At 70.4% G+C, this 14,143-nt stretch carries 14 protein-coding genes; 5 read left to right on the top strand and 9 right to left on the bottom strand.

All coding sequences use genetic code 11. From position 1 onward, the window contains the following. Position 1: 1 nt before the first annotated feature. Positions 2-346 (bottom strand): hypothetical protein, encoded by a 345-nt coding sequence (locus BM342_RS01265; protein ID WP_092963727.1) that lies wholly within the window; start codon positions 344-346, stop codon positions 2-4. A 99-nt stretch (positions 347-445) separates the two neighbouring features. Between BM342_RS01265 and BM342_RS01260 the strand changes: the two genes are divergently transcribed. Beyond that, the gene (locus tag BM342_RS01260; protein WP_092963726.1) at positions 446-757 is read left to right on the top strand and encodes a hypothetical protein; all 312 of its coding nucleotides are present in this window, start codon (positions 446-448) and stop codon (positions 755-757) included. Here BM342_RS01260 and BM342_RS01255 read toward each other — a convergent pair. The 4 genes from BM342_RS01255 to BM342_RS01240 all read right to left on the bottom strand — a co-directional run bounded on the left by BM342_RS01255 (position 745) and on the right by BM342_RS01240 (position 3,114). Then, a complete protein-coding gene (locus tag BM342_RS01255; RefSeq protein ID WP_255368741.1) occupies positions 745-1,524 on the bottom strand; it encodes an inositol monophosphatase family protein in 780 nt (259 codons plus the stop codon). The genes BM342_RS01260 and BM342_RS01255 overlap by 13 nt on opposite strands. A gap of 104 nt (positions 1,525-1,628) precedes the next feature. Beyond that, positions 1,629-2,042: a nitroreductase/quinone reductase family protein gene (locus BM342_RS01250; RefSeq protein ID WP_092963724.1), complete on the bottom strand. Its 414-nt coding sequence runs from the start codon at positions 2,040-2,042 to the stop codon at positions 1,629-1,631. A gap of 65 nt (positions 2,043-2,107) precedes the next feature. After that, positions 2,108-2,695 carry a GrpB family protein gene (locus tag BM342_RS01245; RefSeq protein ID WP_092963723.1) on the bottom strand — a complete coding sequence of 196 codons (588 nt, stop codon included), beginning with the start codon at positions 2,693-2,695 and terminating at the stop codon, positions 2,108-2,110. Further along, positions 2,692-3,114: a MarR family winged helix-turn-helix transcriptional regulator gene (locus BM342_RS01240; RefSeq protein ID WP_092963722.1), complete on the bottom strand. Its 423-nt coding sequence runs from the start codon at positions 3,112-3,114 to the stop codon at positions 2,692-2,694. The genes BM342_RS01245 and BM342_RS01240 overlap by 4 nt, the downstream gene beginning before the upstream one ends. 55 nt (positions 3,115-3,169) lie before the next feature. Here BM342_RS01240 and BM342_RS01235 point away from each other — a divergent pair, with 55 nt between their 5' ends. Further along, the gene (locus BM342_RS01235) at positions 3,170-3,508 is read left to right on the top strand and encodes a DUF2316 family protein (protein ID WP_143109718.1); all 339 of its coding nucleotides are present in this window, start codon (positions 3,170-3,172) and stop codon (positions 3,506-3,508) included. Between the two features lie 182 nt (positions 3,509-3,690). Here BM342_RS01235 and BM342_RS01230 read toward each other — a convergent pair whose 3' ends face one another. After that, on the bottom strand, positions 3,691-5,043 hold the full coding sequence (locus BM342_RS01230) for an MFS transporter (RefSeq protein ID WP_092963720.1): 1,353 nt from the start codon (positions 5,041-5,043) through the stop codon (positions 3,691-3,693). Next, positions 5,040-8,039, bottom strand: coding sequence for an alpha-mannosidase (locus tag BM342_RS01225; RefSeq protein WP_092963719.1), 3,000 nt, complete (start codon positions 8,037-8,039; stop codon positions 5,040-5,042). Before BM342_RS01225 ends, BM342_RS01230 begins: the two co-directional genes overlap by 4 nt. A 95-nt stretch (positions 8,040-8,134) precedes the next feature. On the opposite strand from BM342_RS01225, the gene BM342_RS01220 reads away from it, so the two are divergent. The 3 genes from BM342_RS01220 to BM342_RS01210 all read left to right on the top strand — a co-directional run bounded on the left by BM342_RS01220 (position 8,135) and on the right by BM342_RS01210 (position 10,976). After that, positions 8,135-8,401 (top strand): hypothetical protein, encoded by a 267-nt coding sequence (locus BM342_RS01220; protein ID WP_092963718.1) that lies wholly within the window; start codon positions 8,135-8,137, stop codon positions 8,399-8,401. 7 nt (positions 8,402-8,408) lie between these two features. Next, a complete protein-coding gene (locus BM342_RS01215; RefSeq protein ID WP_092963717.1) occupies positions 8,409-9,419 on the top strand; it encodes an SDR family oxidoreductase in 1,011 nt (336 codons plus the stop codon). Positions 9,420-9,503: 84 nt separating this feature from the next. Next, positions 9,504-10,976 (top strand): NAD(P)/FAD-dependent oxidoreductase, encoded by a 1,473-nt coding sequence (locus tag BM342_RS01210; protein WP_092963716.1) that lies wholly within the window; start codon positions 9,504-9,506, stop codon positions 10,974-10,976. Between the two features lie 7 nt (positions 10,977-10,983). Here the strand turns inward: BM342_RS01210 and BM342_RS01205 are convergent, their stop codons facing one another. Continuing rightward, positions 10,984-12,060 (bottom strand): DUF2278 family protein, encoded by a 1,077-nt coding sequence (locus BM342_RS01205; RefSeq protein ID WP_092963715.1) that lies wholly within the window; start codon positions 12,058-12,060, stop codon positions 10,984-10,986. A gap of 118 nt (positions 12,061-12,178) precedes the next feature. Beyond that, positions 12,179-14,035, bottom strand: coding sequence for a threonine/serine exporter family protein (locus BM342_RS01200; RefSeq protein WP_092963714.1), 1,857 nt, complete (start codon positions 14,033-14,035; stop codon positions 12,179-12,181). Positions 14,036-14,143: the final 108 nt, after the last annotated feature.

Genomic DNA, 14,143 nt, shown 5'->3' with positions numbered 1-14,143 from the left:
GCTACATCCCGGTGACCCGCGCCACCCAGGTGCACGCTGCGAGGAGCAGGAGGAGCGAGCCGAGCACGAACTCGAGCAGCACGGCCGAGCCGGACCGCAGTCGGACGACGGTCAGACTCAGGATGAAGAGGGCGCCGAGCGTCGCCACCCACCTCGCCGCCCAGAAGTAGGCGATCGCGCGCTCGGAGTCGACCGCGCCGGGCATCGGCTGGAAGCCGATCGTGATCGCGCTCGTGAAGAGCAGGTCGACCGTTCCGAAAATGCCGAGGACGAACGCGACCACGGCGGCGAGTCGGCTCCACGAGATGTCCTTGGTTGCGGGAACGTACTCGGTACCGGTCGTCATCGAGCGTCTCCATTCGCCGAGGTCGACCCATCGTCGTGTCGTCGCCTTTCGACGAGAGTAGTGCCGCCGAGGTGATCGGATCAGGTCTACCCTGCCGTCATGCCTCTCGTCTGGGACTCCCATCTCACTCAGACCATCAAGCGCATGGTCTCCGAGGGTTGGGAGCTGATCGACCGAACCGACACGGAGGCGATACTGAAGGCCACCGACAAGGTGCACCACGACAACGACTGGCGGTTCTTCAGCGGCACGCTGATCCCGTGGTTCGGCTCATCGAAGCGGAGCGCCCAGAAACACGGTGAGTTCACGCTTCTCCGAGTCGGCGTGATGGGCCGGATCGTCAGCTGGCGAATCGTCGAGCCGGTCGACCTCCCGTCGAATGCGTGGCCCCCGCCGGGCTATCGTCCGTGACGAGTTGCGGATTCCAGCGCCGCCAGCAACTGGGCGTGGGTCTCTGCATCCGCCGCCGCCAGGAGGCCGTGCTCGCCGGTGTGCAATGCACCACCTGCCAGGTTGGTGACGACGGCACCGGCGGCTCGGCAGAGCGCGATGCCGGCAGCCCAGTGCACGCTGCCTCGGAGGTCGCCGCCGGTGACGTATGCCGCCTGCCGACCATCGGCCACCCACGACAGCGCAAGCGTCGTCGAGAAGCACCGGGGACTGAAACGCGAACGGAACTCCTCGTCGATCAGCAGCCGGGTACCGATCGCAGCGGGGTAGTCACTCTCGAGGTTGACGGTGACGAGGGTCGATGACGGAGAGGGTTCGATGTGGGTGTCGGGATCTGCGCCATCGACGCCCGGGTCCGGTCGCTGCCAGGCCCGCTCGCCGTCGGTCCAGGTCACCCGCCGCGCGATCGGGTCCGCGACGGCGGCCGCCGCAACCACACCGTCGATCTCCAACGCGACGTTCACTGCGAACAGGGGCACGCCCGCCGCGAAGTTGAGCGTGCCGCAGACGGGATCCACGAGCCAACGCCGCGCCGACGCCCCGCTCGCGCCGAACTCCTCGCCGAGGATCGCGTCGAGCGGCCGGTGCGCCGCGAGCACCGACCGGATCGCGCGTTCGGCTTCGAGGTCGGCATCCGTCGTGAAGTCGACACCGGCGTGCGCGAAGCGACGCGTTTCACCACCGAAGCGGGCGCGGGCCACCGCCGCTCCGGCCTGAGCCGCCCGCACGGCTACTTCGGCGTCGGAGGGACCGTCGTCAGTCAACACGACTCAAGTCAACCAACAACGACTGCGCGCCACACGATGGGGCTTCAGCCGAGGCCCGGAACGGCTCAGCCTGCGGTCGGCGTGAGCTGCAGCACCGGGATCCGGCGATCGGTCTTCTCGAGGTAGCCGCCGAACTGCGGCTCCTCGGCGACGATCGCGTCGTACGCCTCGCGCCACTCGTCGCCGGGGATCTCGGTCGCCGTCACGGGGACCTTCACGACCTCGCCGTCGACGAGGGCCTCGAGCTCGAACGTCGGGTTCGCGCGGAGGTTGTGGTACCAGGCGGGGTTCTCGGGCGAGCCGCCCTTCGACGCCACGACGCGCCAGCCCTGCTCATTGCGGAACCCCACGACGGGATTCAGGTGCGTCGCGCCGGACTTCGCTCCGATCGAGTGCAGGATGACGAGCTTCGGGCCCCAGTAGTTCTCGGTGCCCTTGCTGTCGCGGAACTTCTCGATGACGTCTTCATTCCAACCCATGCAGAAGGCCAACGCAGCGCCGGTGCAGAAATTCCGATCCACGCGAAAGTGCTCGCGGCACGGCGCTACTGCGCGCTGTCTGCTCGCCTCGCCTCGCGCGCGGCCCGCGCCCGTGCCTTGATCGCGACGATGACGTCGGTCTTCGCGTCGGCGTAGTCGTTCATGTCGTCCCACTGCCTGCTGATCAAGGACCGCTTGGTGCGCTCGTAGAGTGCGCGGTCGACGGCGTCGGAGCGGAGGTGGTCGCGGAAGAGGAGGTACTCCGGCACCGCGGGATCGTCCCGTTCGAAGAGGTGCACGTGCACGTCGCGCGCCGGGGTGCGCACGAGCCGGTGCCCCGGCTCGCGGACGCGCAGCTCGTATCCGGCCGCCAGCAGCGCGTCGAGGTAGTCCTCCTCGGCGGTGATGTCGTCGACCGTGACCAGGATGTCGACGATGGGCTTCGCCGCCAGGCCGGGCACGGACGTCGACCCGATGTGCTCGATCCCGACCGGCACGGGGGCGAGCGCGTCGAGGATGCGCCGCCGGTGCTCGAGGAAGGTGTCGGCCCACTGCTCGTCGGGTTCGCGGAGCCCGACGACGAGTCGCTCGGCGCCCCCGACGAGCTCGAGCGTCGAGACATCCGGCCGGCGCGGCTTGCGGTTCGCGTTCATTCGAGCAGCGCGTCGAGGATCTCGCCGAACGCCTCGCGCTGCTTCGGGTCGAGACGCCCGAAGAGGTGGGTCTGCACGGCCCGCTCGAGCTGCGGCCTCGCCGAGTCGAGGGCCGTCGCGCCCGCGGGATGCAGCGTGACCTCGACGCCGTTGCGGAGCTTCGTGCGGCTCACGTAGCCGCGCCCCTCCATGCGGGTCAGCAGGTGGGAGAGCCGCGTGCGGTCCCATCCGGCGGCGGCCGCGAGCGCGTTCTGGCGCATGACGCCGTCGGCCTGGTGCAGTTGCACGAGCACCGTCAGCTCGGCTTCGGGCACGTCGGAGGTGCTCACCACGTCGTCGACGATGGCGGCCCGCACGAGTTCGTTGGCGCGCTTCCAGCGCAGCCATTCGGCGACGAGTCGATCAGGATCTGTTGACACTTCAACACTCCAAGTATACTGTTGATTCTGCAACACTTGCAGATCACCAGTGCGCATGCAACTCACGAAGGGGCACATGATGTCGCTCAATGAAGCGGAGATGCGCCGGACCAGCACCGAACTGGTCGGCAACTTCGAACTCACCGGACTCTCGCTCGACCAGGTCGCCGCCGACCTCGGCTTCACACCGACGCGGGTGCACCACGCGATGCACCTCGACGGCCCCACGGATCCGGTCGACACCTGGCTGCTGCGCGACTACCTCGTGCAGGCCGTGCGCGATGCGGGGCGCGATCCGATCCCGTTCACGATCCTCACCGAGCGCTCGAAGCTCAAGGCGCGCATGTGGTTCAGGCTGCGCAAGGCGCCCCGGCACGACTTCGCCGCGGCCTGAATTGGGCGACCGGCAGACCTGACTGACGACCGACCAGGCTCACGCGGCGCAGCGCGTTGGGAGCGGCGCGCCGCGAGCAGCGCGTCGAACGGTCGCGTTCTGCCGCTATCCGGCCCGAATCGCGTCACTTCGTGACCTCTCGCGCGGGCTACGCGGCGCGTCGCGGCGGTCACGCTCCACCGTCAGGCGGCGGGCGACTCCGATCGAGCGGCCGACGCAGGCCCGCGCCGACCCACCAGGAACGGCAGCGCCGACAGCACGCAGCTCACCGCAGGCACGATCGTGAGCGCCAGGAACACCGTCTGCTGCATCGCGGGCGTCACGTCGACGCCGCGCTCGTAGCCGGCGATCACGACGAACACGCCGAATACGAGCACCGCGAGGGCGTTCATGATCTTCGACACGAACGTGAGCGACGCGAACGAGATGCCGTCGTTGCGCACGCCGAGGCGGCGCTCGGCGTCGTCGACCGAGTCGGCGATCATGCTCGCCTGCGTCACGAGGAACACGCCGAGCATGAGCCCGGTCAGGAAGATGAAGACGAGCAGCACGGCGAGGTTCGCGAACCCGACCACGAACATGAGCAGGTAGAGGGCCGCCGCGACGAACGAGCTCCACACCATGACGCGTCGCGGCGACATCCGCCGAAGCAGCAGCGGACTCGTGAAGGACGAGACGACCATGCCCACGATGATGGCCGCGCCGACGAGCGTGAACGCGCCCTCGTCGCCGTAGGCGATCACGACGAAGAGCGCGCCGCCGGCCTGCACGATGAAGCGGCCGAAGCCGAGCACCGAGGCGAGCAGCACGGTGAGCAGCGCCTTGTTCTTGAAGAGCGTCGAGAAGAGCTGACGAACGCTGAGCCCGTCGGATGCCGCGGCGGTCTCACGTTCGCGGGTGAAGAAGAACGCGAGCAGGAACACGCCCATGCCGAGGAACGACGTGACGAAGACGGCGAGCGTCCACCCGCTGCCCGTGGTCTCGGGGCCGAAGCTCAGCAGCTTCGCGAGCCACGGCATGCCGAGCGTCGAGAGGCCGAGCGCGATCGAGCCGAACGCGCGCACGCTGCCGATGACGCGGTTGCGCCGGTCGGGCTCGACGAACGCCGAGCCGATGAGGCCCCAGAACGGCACGTCGCACACGGTGTACGCGAGGCTCCAGAGGATGTACGTGACCCCGAAGAACGCGATCTTCGCGGGCTCCTCGACGTCGGGCACCGAGAACAGCAGCCCCGAGAGCACCGCGACCGGCGCCGCCGAGAACAGGATGTACGGCCGCAGCTTGCCCCACCGCGACCGGGTCATGTCGACGATGCTGCCCATGAGCGGGTCGAGCACGGCGTCGACGAACTTCGAGACGGTGATGATGACCGTGACGGCGGCGAGCCCCCCGGTGCTGACGCCCGCGTACTGCAGCAGGTACACGAGGATGAACGTCGACACCGTCGTGAGTACGAAGTTCTGCCCGAAGCCCGCGGTGACCATGGCCCTCGCCTGGATGCGGGGCGCGATCGTCGTGTGCGTGGCCTGGCTCACCGTCGAGCCTCCAATCGGATGGTCTTGATCTCGAACGGGGTGAACTCGAGCCGATCGAGGTCGACGTGCTCGGCGGTGCCGGCGGGTCGCTCGAGCAGGTCGGTCTCGATCGCGGTGACGGATGCCGCGGCATCCGCCTGCGCATCATGCACGAGCCCCGGAATCGCCACGTGCAGCGCGGTCGTCGTCGCACGCCCGAGGCTCTCGTAGAGGCGCAGCACCACGCCGTCGCCGTGCTCGGCACGCTTGACGGTCTCGATGATCACGCCCGGATCGTCGACGGATGCCGCGGGGCCGAAGGCCGCGGCATCCGTCACGTGCAGCGGGTTGTTGAGGCGGTACGCCTCACGCACGACCTTGGCGAGGTCGCCGGTGGCGAACGGCGTGAACGCGTAGGTGAACCGGTGGCGGCCGCGGTCGGCCGTCTTGTCGGGGAACGTCGGCGCGCGCAGCAGGTTGAGGCTGAGCAGCCCGTTCTTCGCCCGGTGGCCGTACTTCGAGTCGTTCAGCAGCGCGAACCCGCCGGTCGCGTCTTCGGTGGCGATCCACTTGTGCGCGCAGACCTCGAACTGCGCCCGCTCGACCGAGTCGCGCTCGGTGGTGACGCGCTCGAGGTGCCCGAACTGGATCTCGCAGCGCACGGTGTCGGCGTAGTGCGTCGGCCGGAACTCGGCGCGCAGCATGCGGTGCTTCTCGTGCCAGTCGACCTCGGTCTCGAAGCGCACGACGTCGCTGCCGGCCTCGAGCACGATGCGCTGGCGCACGGTGACCGCCTTCGACCGGTACTCCTGCGTGCGCGTGACCGTCGGCCCGTCGACGCGCGTGCCGACGAGGGCCATGCGCAGCACGCGCGTCGGCCGCTTCACGTAGTCGGGGTTGATGTCCCACGCGTTGAACGGCCACACGTACGGGTCGCGGTGCACGACCAGGCGGTTGAGCCCTGCGCCGGCGTGCTCCGCCCCCGCACGGTCGACGCACGAGACGATCACGCCGTCGGCGTCGAAGCGAAGCGTGACGACGCCGTTGCCGAGCGAGTCGTCGCTGAACGCGAGGTCGGATGCCGCGTCGGCCGGCCGCAGCTCGGCGGCGGCGTACGGTCCGACCTCCGCCCGGAACCACGCGTCGCCCACCTTCACGACCTCGTCGCGCGCGTGGCTCGTCAGGTTCAGGGCCGTGGATGCTCCGGCGGCCCGCGGCATCCGCTCGGTCAGGTCGGCCGCGTACGCGTCGAGCGACGCCTCGATGCGCTCGTAGGTGGCGATCGCCTCGCGGTTGACGCGTTCGATCGACGAACCCGGGATGATGTCGTGGAACTGGTTCAGCAGCACCTCGCGCCAGTGGTCGGCGAGCACGGGGCGGGAGTCGTCGCCCACCAGCACGGCGAGCGCCTCGACCTCGTGCAGCTTGCGCTCGACGAGTCGGTTGTGCCGCTTGATCTGCGCCTGCGTCGTGTAGGTGCCCTGATGCGTCTCGAGGTAGAGCTCGCCGACGTGGGTGTGGTCGATCTCGAGCTGCTCGAGCCGGCGGAAGAAGTCGCCCGCGGTCGACCTGCGCAGCTTCGGCAGCCCCCGCAGGCCCTGCCCGTCGGAGCCGTGCTCTCGGTCGACGAGCTCGTGGTGGATCTCGTTCGGCCCGCCGCCGCCGTCGCCCGATCCGTAGACGAGCAGGGCGGTCTCGAGCGCCCGCTCGGGGTAGCGCGCGAGCCCGGTCAGCAGGTTGTCGGCGCCGGCGCGACTGTTGTAGTCGCCCTCCGGCGGCATGTGCACGAGCACGGTCGAGCCGTCGATGCCCTGCCAGTGGAAGGTGCGGTGCGGGAAGTCGTTCGTCTTGTTCCACGCGAGCTTGATCGTCTGGAACCAGTCCATGCCGCTCTTGCGGAGGATCTGGGGCAGGTTGCCGTTGTACCCGAAGGTGTCGGGCAGCCAGCACAGCCGCAGCTGCTCGTCGGTGAGCCCGAACTGCTCCTGCAGGAACGCCCGGCCGACGAGCGCCTGGCGCACGAGCGACTCGCCGGAGGGCAGGTTCGTGTCGGGTTCGACCCAGAACGAGCCCTGCAGTTCCATGCGCCCGTCGGCGACGGCCCGCTTCATGCGGTCGAAGAGAGCCGGATGCTCCTGCTGGATCCAGTGCATCTGCTGCGGCTGGCTCGTGCCGTACACGTAGTCGGGTCGACGCTCGACGGCGTTCATGGCCCGAACGTAGGTTCGCGACGACTTGCGGTGCGTCTCGCGGAGCGGCCAGAGCCAGGCCATGTCGAGGTGCCCGTGCCCGACGGCGTCGTAGGTGAAGTCGCTCGTCGAGGGCGCAGCGAGCGCGGGGGCGAGTGCGGCCCGCGCGCCAGCGAGGTCGCCGCGACGGAACGACGCCCAGCCCGCATCGAGCGCGTCGCGCAGCTCGGCGGCGAGCGCAGCGTCATCGGTCGCGTCCTCGAGCACGAGCAGCGTCAGGTAGTCGTAGTAGAAGGAGTAGGCGAGCTCGTCGCGGGTCGCGAGATGCGCACCGTGATAGCGGCCGCGGCCGGCCTCGTAGAGGATGAATCCGTTGTAGGCGACGTCGGCGTAGAACTCGACGCGCCCGCTCGAGAGGTCGACGCCCTGCACGGGCCGGTATCTGCCACCGCTGTGCGGGTGGTCGCCCTGCTGGAAGACCGTGCTCACCGAATCGAGCAGGTCGCCCTCGGGCGAGAGCACGAGCCCCTCGCCGCGGATGCCGAGCAGCACCACCGGGTCGGCGGCCCCCGCACGCACGGCGGCGGGAACCTCGCCCGTGATCCGCAGCCAGGCGCAGTCGAACACGCCGCCCCACGACGACCCCGGTCGCATCGGCTCGAACGCGGTGCGGTCGAGATCGGCGAACGCGATCGGCTCCGGGGAGCGCACGACCTCGGCACGCAACGGCGCGACCCGCGTGTAGATACGACGACGGATGCCACGCAGTCGCCGGTACTCGCCGGGCCGCCGCGCTGCGAGGCCGAAGAGGAAATCGCCGAACCCCATGTGCCGCCTTCCGATCGGTGGATCACCTCTGGCCGCCCGCGACGGTGCGGTGCGATGGGGGTGTCGCCGCAGCAGTCTAGGCGTACGTTGGAGGCATGACGGACAGCAACAGCACCGAGGCCGAGTATCTCGTCGAGTACGTCGACGGACCGTTGGCCGGCACGACCGAGCGACGAGCCCTCATCGACGGCGAGGTCGAGGAGCGCATCGCGTCGATCGCCGCCGTCCGCGGGTTGGAGTCGATCTTCTGGTACACCGCGGGCGACGAGCGCGAGGCCGAAGACGGCAAGGTCGTGGAGTACCGCTTCGACGCCCCCGACAGTGATCCGGTGCAGTCCGAGAAGGACGACGAGTCGATCTAGGCGCCCCGTGACCGGCAAGCGCATCCTCTTCATCGGCGGCAGCGGCGTCATCAGTTCGGCGTGCGTGGCCCGAGCCGTTGCTGTGGGCCACGAGGTCACGGTGCTGAACCGCGGCACGTCGTCGCGGTACCGACCCCTGCCCGATGGGGTGCGGGTGCTGGCCGCCGACATCCGCGACCCCGAGTCGGTACGCGCCGCGCTCGGGTTCGACACCGCCTCGCCGCTCGAATTCGACGTGGTGTGCGAGTTCCTCGCGTTCACGCCCGAGCACATCCGCACCGACCTCGAGCTCTTCGAAGGGCGCGTCGGCCAGTACGTCTTCATCAGCAGCGCCTCGGCGTACCAGACCCCGCCGAGCCGGCTTCCGGTCACCGAGTCGACCCCGCTCGTGAATCCCGAGTGGCAGTACTCCCGCGACAAGATCGCCTGCGAAGACCTGCTCGTCGAGGCGGTGCGCCGACGCGGGTTCCCGGCGACGATCGTGCGCCCGTCGCACACGTACGACCGCACCCTGCTGCCGACGCTCGGCGGGTACACCGACATCGCGCGCATGCGGGCGGGCAAGCCCGTGGTCGTGCACGGCGACGGCACGAGCCTCTGGACGATCACGCACCACCGCGACTTCGCCGTCGCCTTCGTCGGGCTGCTCGGCAGCCCCCTGGCGGTGGGAGACGCATTCCACATCACGGGCGACCATGCGCCGACGTGGAACCAGATCTACGGATGGCTCGCCGAGGCCGCGGGCGTGCGCGACCCGGAGCTCGTGCACGTGGCGTCCGAGACCATCGCGGCGGTGAACCCCGAGTGGGGCCCTGGGCTGCTGGGCGACAAGGCGCACTCCATGGTCTTCGACAACGCCAAGGTGAAGGCGCTCGTGCCCGAGTTCGCCACCACGATCACGTTCGACCGGGGGGCGCGCGAGATCATGTCGTTCCTCGATGCGACGCCCGACCTGCAACGCGTCGACCCAGGGGCGGATGCAGCGTTCGAACGCATCCTCGCCCTGCCGCGTCGCTGACCGGGTCCGGCGCTCCGCTGCGCGGCGGGGTCGCCGAACCCCCTGAGAACCCGGGGCGGCGACGGGGTCTGTACCGTTGATCCTGTGACGCATGCATCCACGCCCCCTGACGCACCGCTCCCCCACGTCGTGATCGTCGGCGGCGGGTTCGCCGGCGTGAATGCCGCGAAGGCCCTCGCGAAGGCTCCCGTGCGCGTGACGCTCATCGACCGCCGGGTGTACAACACGTTCCAGCCGCTGCTCTACCAGGTGGCGACGGGCGGCCTGAACCCGGGCGACGTCACCCACTTCCTGCGGAGCCTCCGCATCCACCAGCCGAACCTCGACATCGTGCACGAGCACCTCATGGAGATCGACCCCGACGCCAAGTCGGTGCGCCTGCTCGACGGCAAGACGATCGACTACGACTACCTCGTGCTCGCGAACGGCGTGACCACCGCCTACTTCGGCACGCCCGGCGCGAAGGAGCACGCCTTCGCCGTGTACTCGCGGTCGCAGGCGATCCGCATCCGCGACACCCTCTTCACGCGCCTCGAGCTGGCGACCCAGCAGGAGGGGCGCACCGACGGCCTGCACGTGGTGGTCGTCGGCGGCGGCGCGACCGGGGTCGAGATGGCCGGCGCCCTCGCCGAGCTCCGCGACCAGGGGCTCCGCCCGGCGTACCCCGAGCTCGAGGGCGAGGCGTTCCGCATCACGATCGTGCAGCGCGGGCAGGAGCTGCTGAAGCCGTTCATCCCGAAGCTGCGCACCTACGCGGCCAACCAGCTCGTGCACCGCGACGTGGAGCTCTGCCTCGGCGCGGGCGTCGCCGAGGTGCAGGAGCGGGCCGTCGTGCTCACCGACGGCCGGTCGATCCCCTCCGACATGACCATCTGGGCCACGGGCGTCGCACCGCATGAAGAGGTGCAGTACTGGAGCCTCCCCCTCGACGAGCACGACCGCATCAGGGTCGGCGAGGACCTCCAGGTCGTCGGGCTCCCCGGCGTCTTCGCCGCCGGCGACATCGCGATCGCACCGCAGGACCTGCCCCAGCTCGCGCAGCCCGCGATCCAGGGCGGGCACCACATCGGCAAGCAGATCATCCGGATCCTCGCCGGGCAGCCCACCGAGCGCTTCGAGTACTACGACAAGGGCCAGCTCGCCATCATCGGACGCCGGTCGGCGGTCGGCGAGATCCCGGGTATGGCCAACCTGCCCGTGCTGCACTCGATGTCGTTCCTGCGCCACGTGCCCGGGTTCCGCAAGCTCATCGGGCTCACCGGCTACCCGGCCTGGGCCGCCTGGCTGTTCGTGCACATCAACAGCCTGCTCGGCTCCCGCAACCGGCTCAGCACCATGAGCGGGCTCTGGGCGCGCTACGCGTTCCGGCGATACCGCACGCCCGTGCCGATCGTCGGCGACGTGCCCGCGATCCGACCCTCGAAGGCCGAGCGCCTGCGGCTCACCCCCGAGCAGCTCAAGGCGACGGATGCCGCCCTCGCCTCCGATCACGCCGACGAGGTCATCAAGATCGAGTCGCCCACCGAGTCGAGCACGCCCGAGCCCGTCGCCGACTGAGCGCGCCTCAGAAGACGACCGTCCAGCCCTCGTTCCTCGCTTCGTCGGCGGTGTACGCGACACCGTCGACCTTCAGGCCGTGCTCGTCGAGCAGGGTGAGGATGCCGCCGCGGTTGCCGAGCTGCACGCCGGTCGGCATTCCGAACGAGATGGTCGCCCCGGGCGCCAGCGTGCCGCCCGGAACCGGTCCGCGATGCTTCTGCTGATCGGCGAGCTGCCAGCCCGCGAGCTCGATCGACGCGGGCGTCGTGTTGATCAGCGTGACCGTCTCCGCCTCGGGCGCCGGGCCGACCGGGTTCACGAGCGCGCCGACGATGCGCACACGGTGATCGCCTTCGCCGACGGGTGACGTGGCGGGCGACGTGGCGGGTGACGGCGCACCGGACCCGGTCGAGCCCGATCCCGCCGGGGCGCCCTGCGTCCCGCCGACGAGCGTGTGACCCGTCGCGTCATCCGTGTGCCAGGCCTGGCTCTGGAACGCGAGGAACACGGCGACCCAACGGCCGTCGTCGACGAAGTGAAACAGGATGCCGCCGTCCTGGAAGACGCCGTCGTCACCGGTGAACGTTCCGGAGTTCCCCTGGTTCATGTGGATGTCGTGCACGCCGTTGCCCGGCGAGAACCCGAAGATCTTGTCGGGCTTGCCCTGCTCGGGCCCCCACCGCTCACCGAACGCGTACACCTGCACGCTCGGCGTGGCGATCGCACGGTCGACGTAGTGGTCGAACACGTCGGCCAGATCGTTGTCGGGGCCGTCGGCGCTCGGCGGCAGGAGTCTCATGTCGGCGCGGTCGAAGAGGTTGCCTCGGATGAAGTCGAGGCTGACGCCGCCCGGCGTCGACGGCAGCGGGGTCCAGCCCGAGGCGTTCGGAAGCGCATCGAGCAGCGGATGCCGGAAGTCCTCGTCGGCGATGAACAGCAGCTCCGACGGCGCGAGCTTCGAGAGCACGTTGACGGCGATCCGGTAGTCCGTGCCGGCGTCGTCGACGAGATGGATCTGGTAGTGCGGGCTCGACCCGGATCGTTCCTCGCGCCGTTTCGCCACGGCGCGCCCCTTGAGCAACCCGTATGAGTTCAGTGACATCGTCCGACTCCTCTCGCGTGGTGCGCGTCGATCGACGTGTTCGATTCGGATGCTCCGCCGCGAGTCCGAAGGCGGCATCAGGGGCAGCACTGGTCGGCGCCGCGGCATCCGTCTCCGGTCAGAGCACGGGCCGCCCGAAGCGGCTCGACACCGCCGTGCCCGCGAGCACGCCGAGCGAGATCGCCACCATGGTCGCGAGCGTGGTGATGAGCGCGCTCGACCCGGTCGTGTCGCCCCCGAGCGCCGTCGCGACGCCGACGAGTCCGAGTGCGCCGGGCACGAGCAGCCAGAACGCGGGCATGAAGCTCACGAGCGGTGCCGGGCCGGAACGCTGTCGCGCGACGATGACGGTGACGGGAGTGACGACGAGGGCGCCGATGAGCGATGAGAGCACGCCGCCGAAGAAGACCGACCCGAGCACCTGTGCCCCGTACGCGACGTAGAGCACGACGAGGATCCATCCGAGCGACGACCACGGGCCGCACTTGTAGACGACGATGCCGACGCCGAAGAGCGCGACCGCGATCCAGGGCGCCAGCACGCCGAGCGTCGTCGCCGAGCCGCTGACCGCGACCGACGGGATGCCGACGAGCGCGCCCGCCGCGACGACGCCCACGGCGAGGAGCACGAGCTGCATCGCTCCGGCGGCGAGGCGCCCCGCACCCGACATCATCTGCCCGGTCGCGAGCTCGATCGCACCGACGGTGAGCAGGCCCCCCGGCAGCAGGATCACGAGAGGGGCGATGACCGCCGGCAACGCGCCGGAGTCGAGTCCGAGATGCATGCCGATCAGCACTGCGAGGGCGACCGTGAACGCGAGCGCCACGGTGAGCAGCGACTGGTATCGCGCGGGCAGCCGCTCACCGGCGAGCAGCGCAGCACCGACGCCGGCCCCGAGCACGGCGGCCGCGACGACCCCCGACCACGAAGCCCCGAGCAGCACCGCGAGCCCCGCGCTCAGCAGCAGGTACGCCGCTCCCCGCTGCAACGGCGAGTACGGCCGCGGCCGGTCGCGCATCCGCGCGACCCGTTCGCGCAGCTCGGCGGGATCGGCCTCGCCCGACCGTGCATCGTCGACGATGTGCTGCAGCTCGTCGATCTGGTCGAGCAGCAGCAGGCGTTCGCCGCTCGCGATGGCTCCCGTGCTGGTCGTGTCGACTCCTCGCGCCGACACGAGCAGCGCCGTCGGGAACACCACGATCTCGGCGCCGATCAGCTTGTTCGCGCGGGCGACGTCGAGCAGGGTCTCGTGCACGGTCGCGACCGAGTACCCGGCGTCGGTCATCGCGGAGCCGATGTCCTCCATCGCCGCGAGCGTCGCCGTGGCCGGCGGTGCCCACCGGGTCTCGTCGTCGGACGAGTCGCCGGGCTCGCCGCCCACGGGCGACTCCTCGCCCGCGTCGCCCGGAGTGGCGCTCGGCGTCCTGCGGACGAACAGCAGGATGCCGGCCGCGACCACCAGGACCACGGCCGCGATGATCCACGAGAGCACCGAGGTCGTCGGGTCCGCGACCGCCGGCGGAATGCCGGGCACGACGGTGGGCACGGGCGTCTCGGTCGGCGGCTGGGTCGGCGGAGCGCTCTCGGTCGGCTCGACCGTCTCGGTGGGCACGACGGGCTCGCCAGTCGGTTCGTCGGTCGGCTCGGGCGTCGGCGTCGGGGTCTCGGGTTCGGTCGTCGGAGTGGGGGTCGGCTCCGGCGTCGGCGTCGGGGTCGGCGCGTCGCTCTCGACCGGGTCCACCGGCAGCGGCTCGAACGGCCGCGGCTCGAACGGCCGGGGCTCGGCGGGCTGCGATACGGCGGACACCGTCAGCGCACGGGCGGCCGGGGCATCCGAGATCCCGATGACGGATGCCGCCGCGCCGCCGAGCATCCCGAGCGCACCGACGACCAGCGCGGTCGCCAGCCCGACGTGGAACCCGCCGCGGGAGACCCGGCGACGACGTGACGAGGCGGTCGCGGCGCGGAACTCCACGGTGCCCCCGATCCGTCGCGCCCCCGCACGACTCTGGTCCAGCGTATGGCTCGCGGCGCCGAGGCGCGAGGGCCCGTCGCGGCGTCGGAGCGACGACCTCGGCGGAGG

This window comes from Agromyces sp. CF514, assembly GCF_900113185.1.
In the GTDB taxonomy this organism is placed as follows: domain Bacteria; phylum Actinomycetota; class Actinomycetes; order Actinomycetales; family Microbacteriaceae; genus Agromyces.
This window is presented reverse-complemented; position numbering and strand designations above follow the sequence as displayed.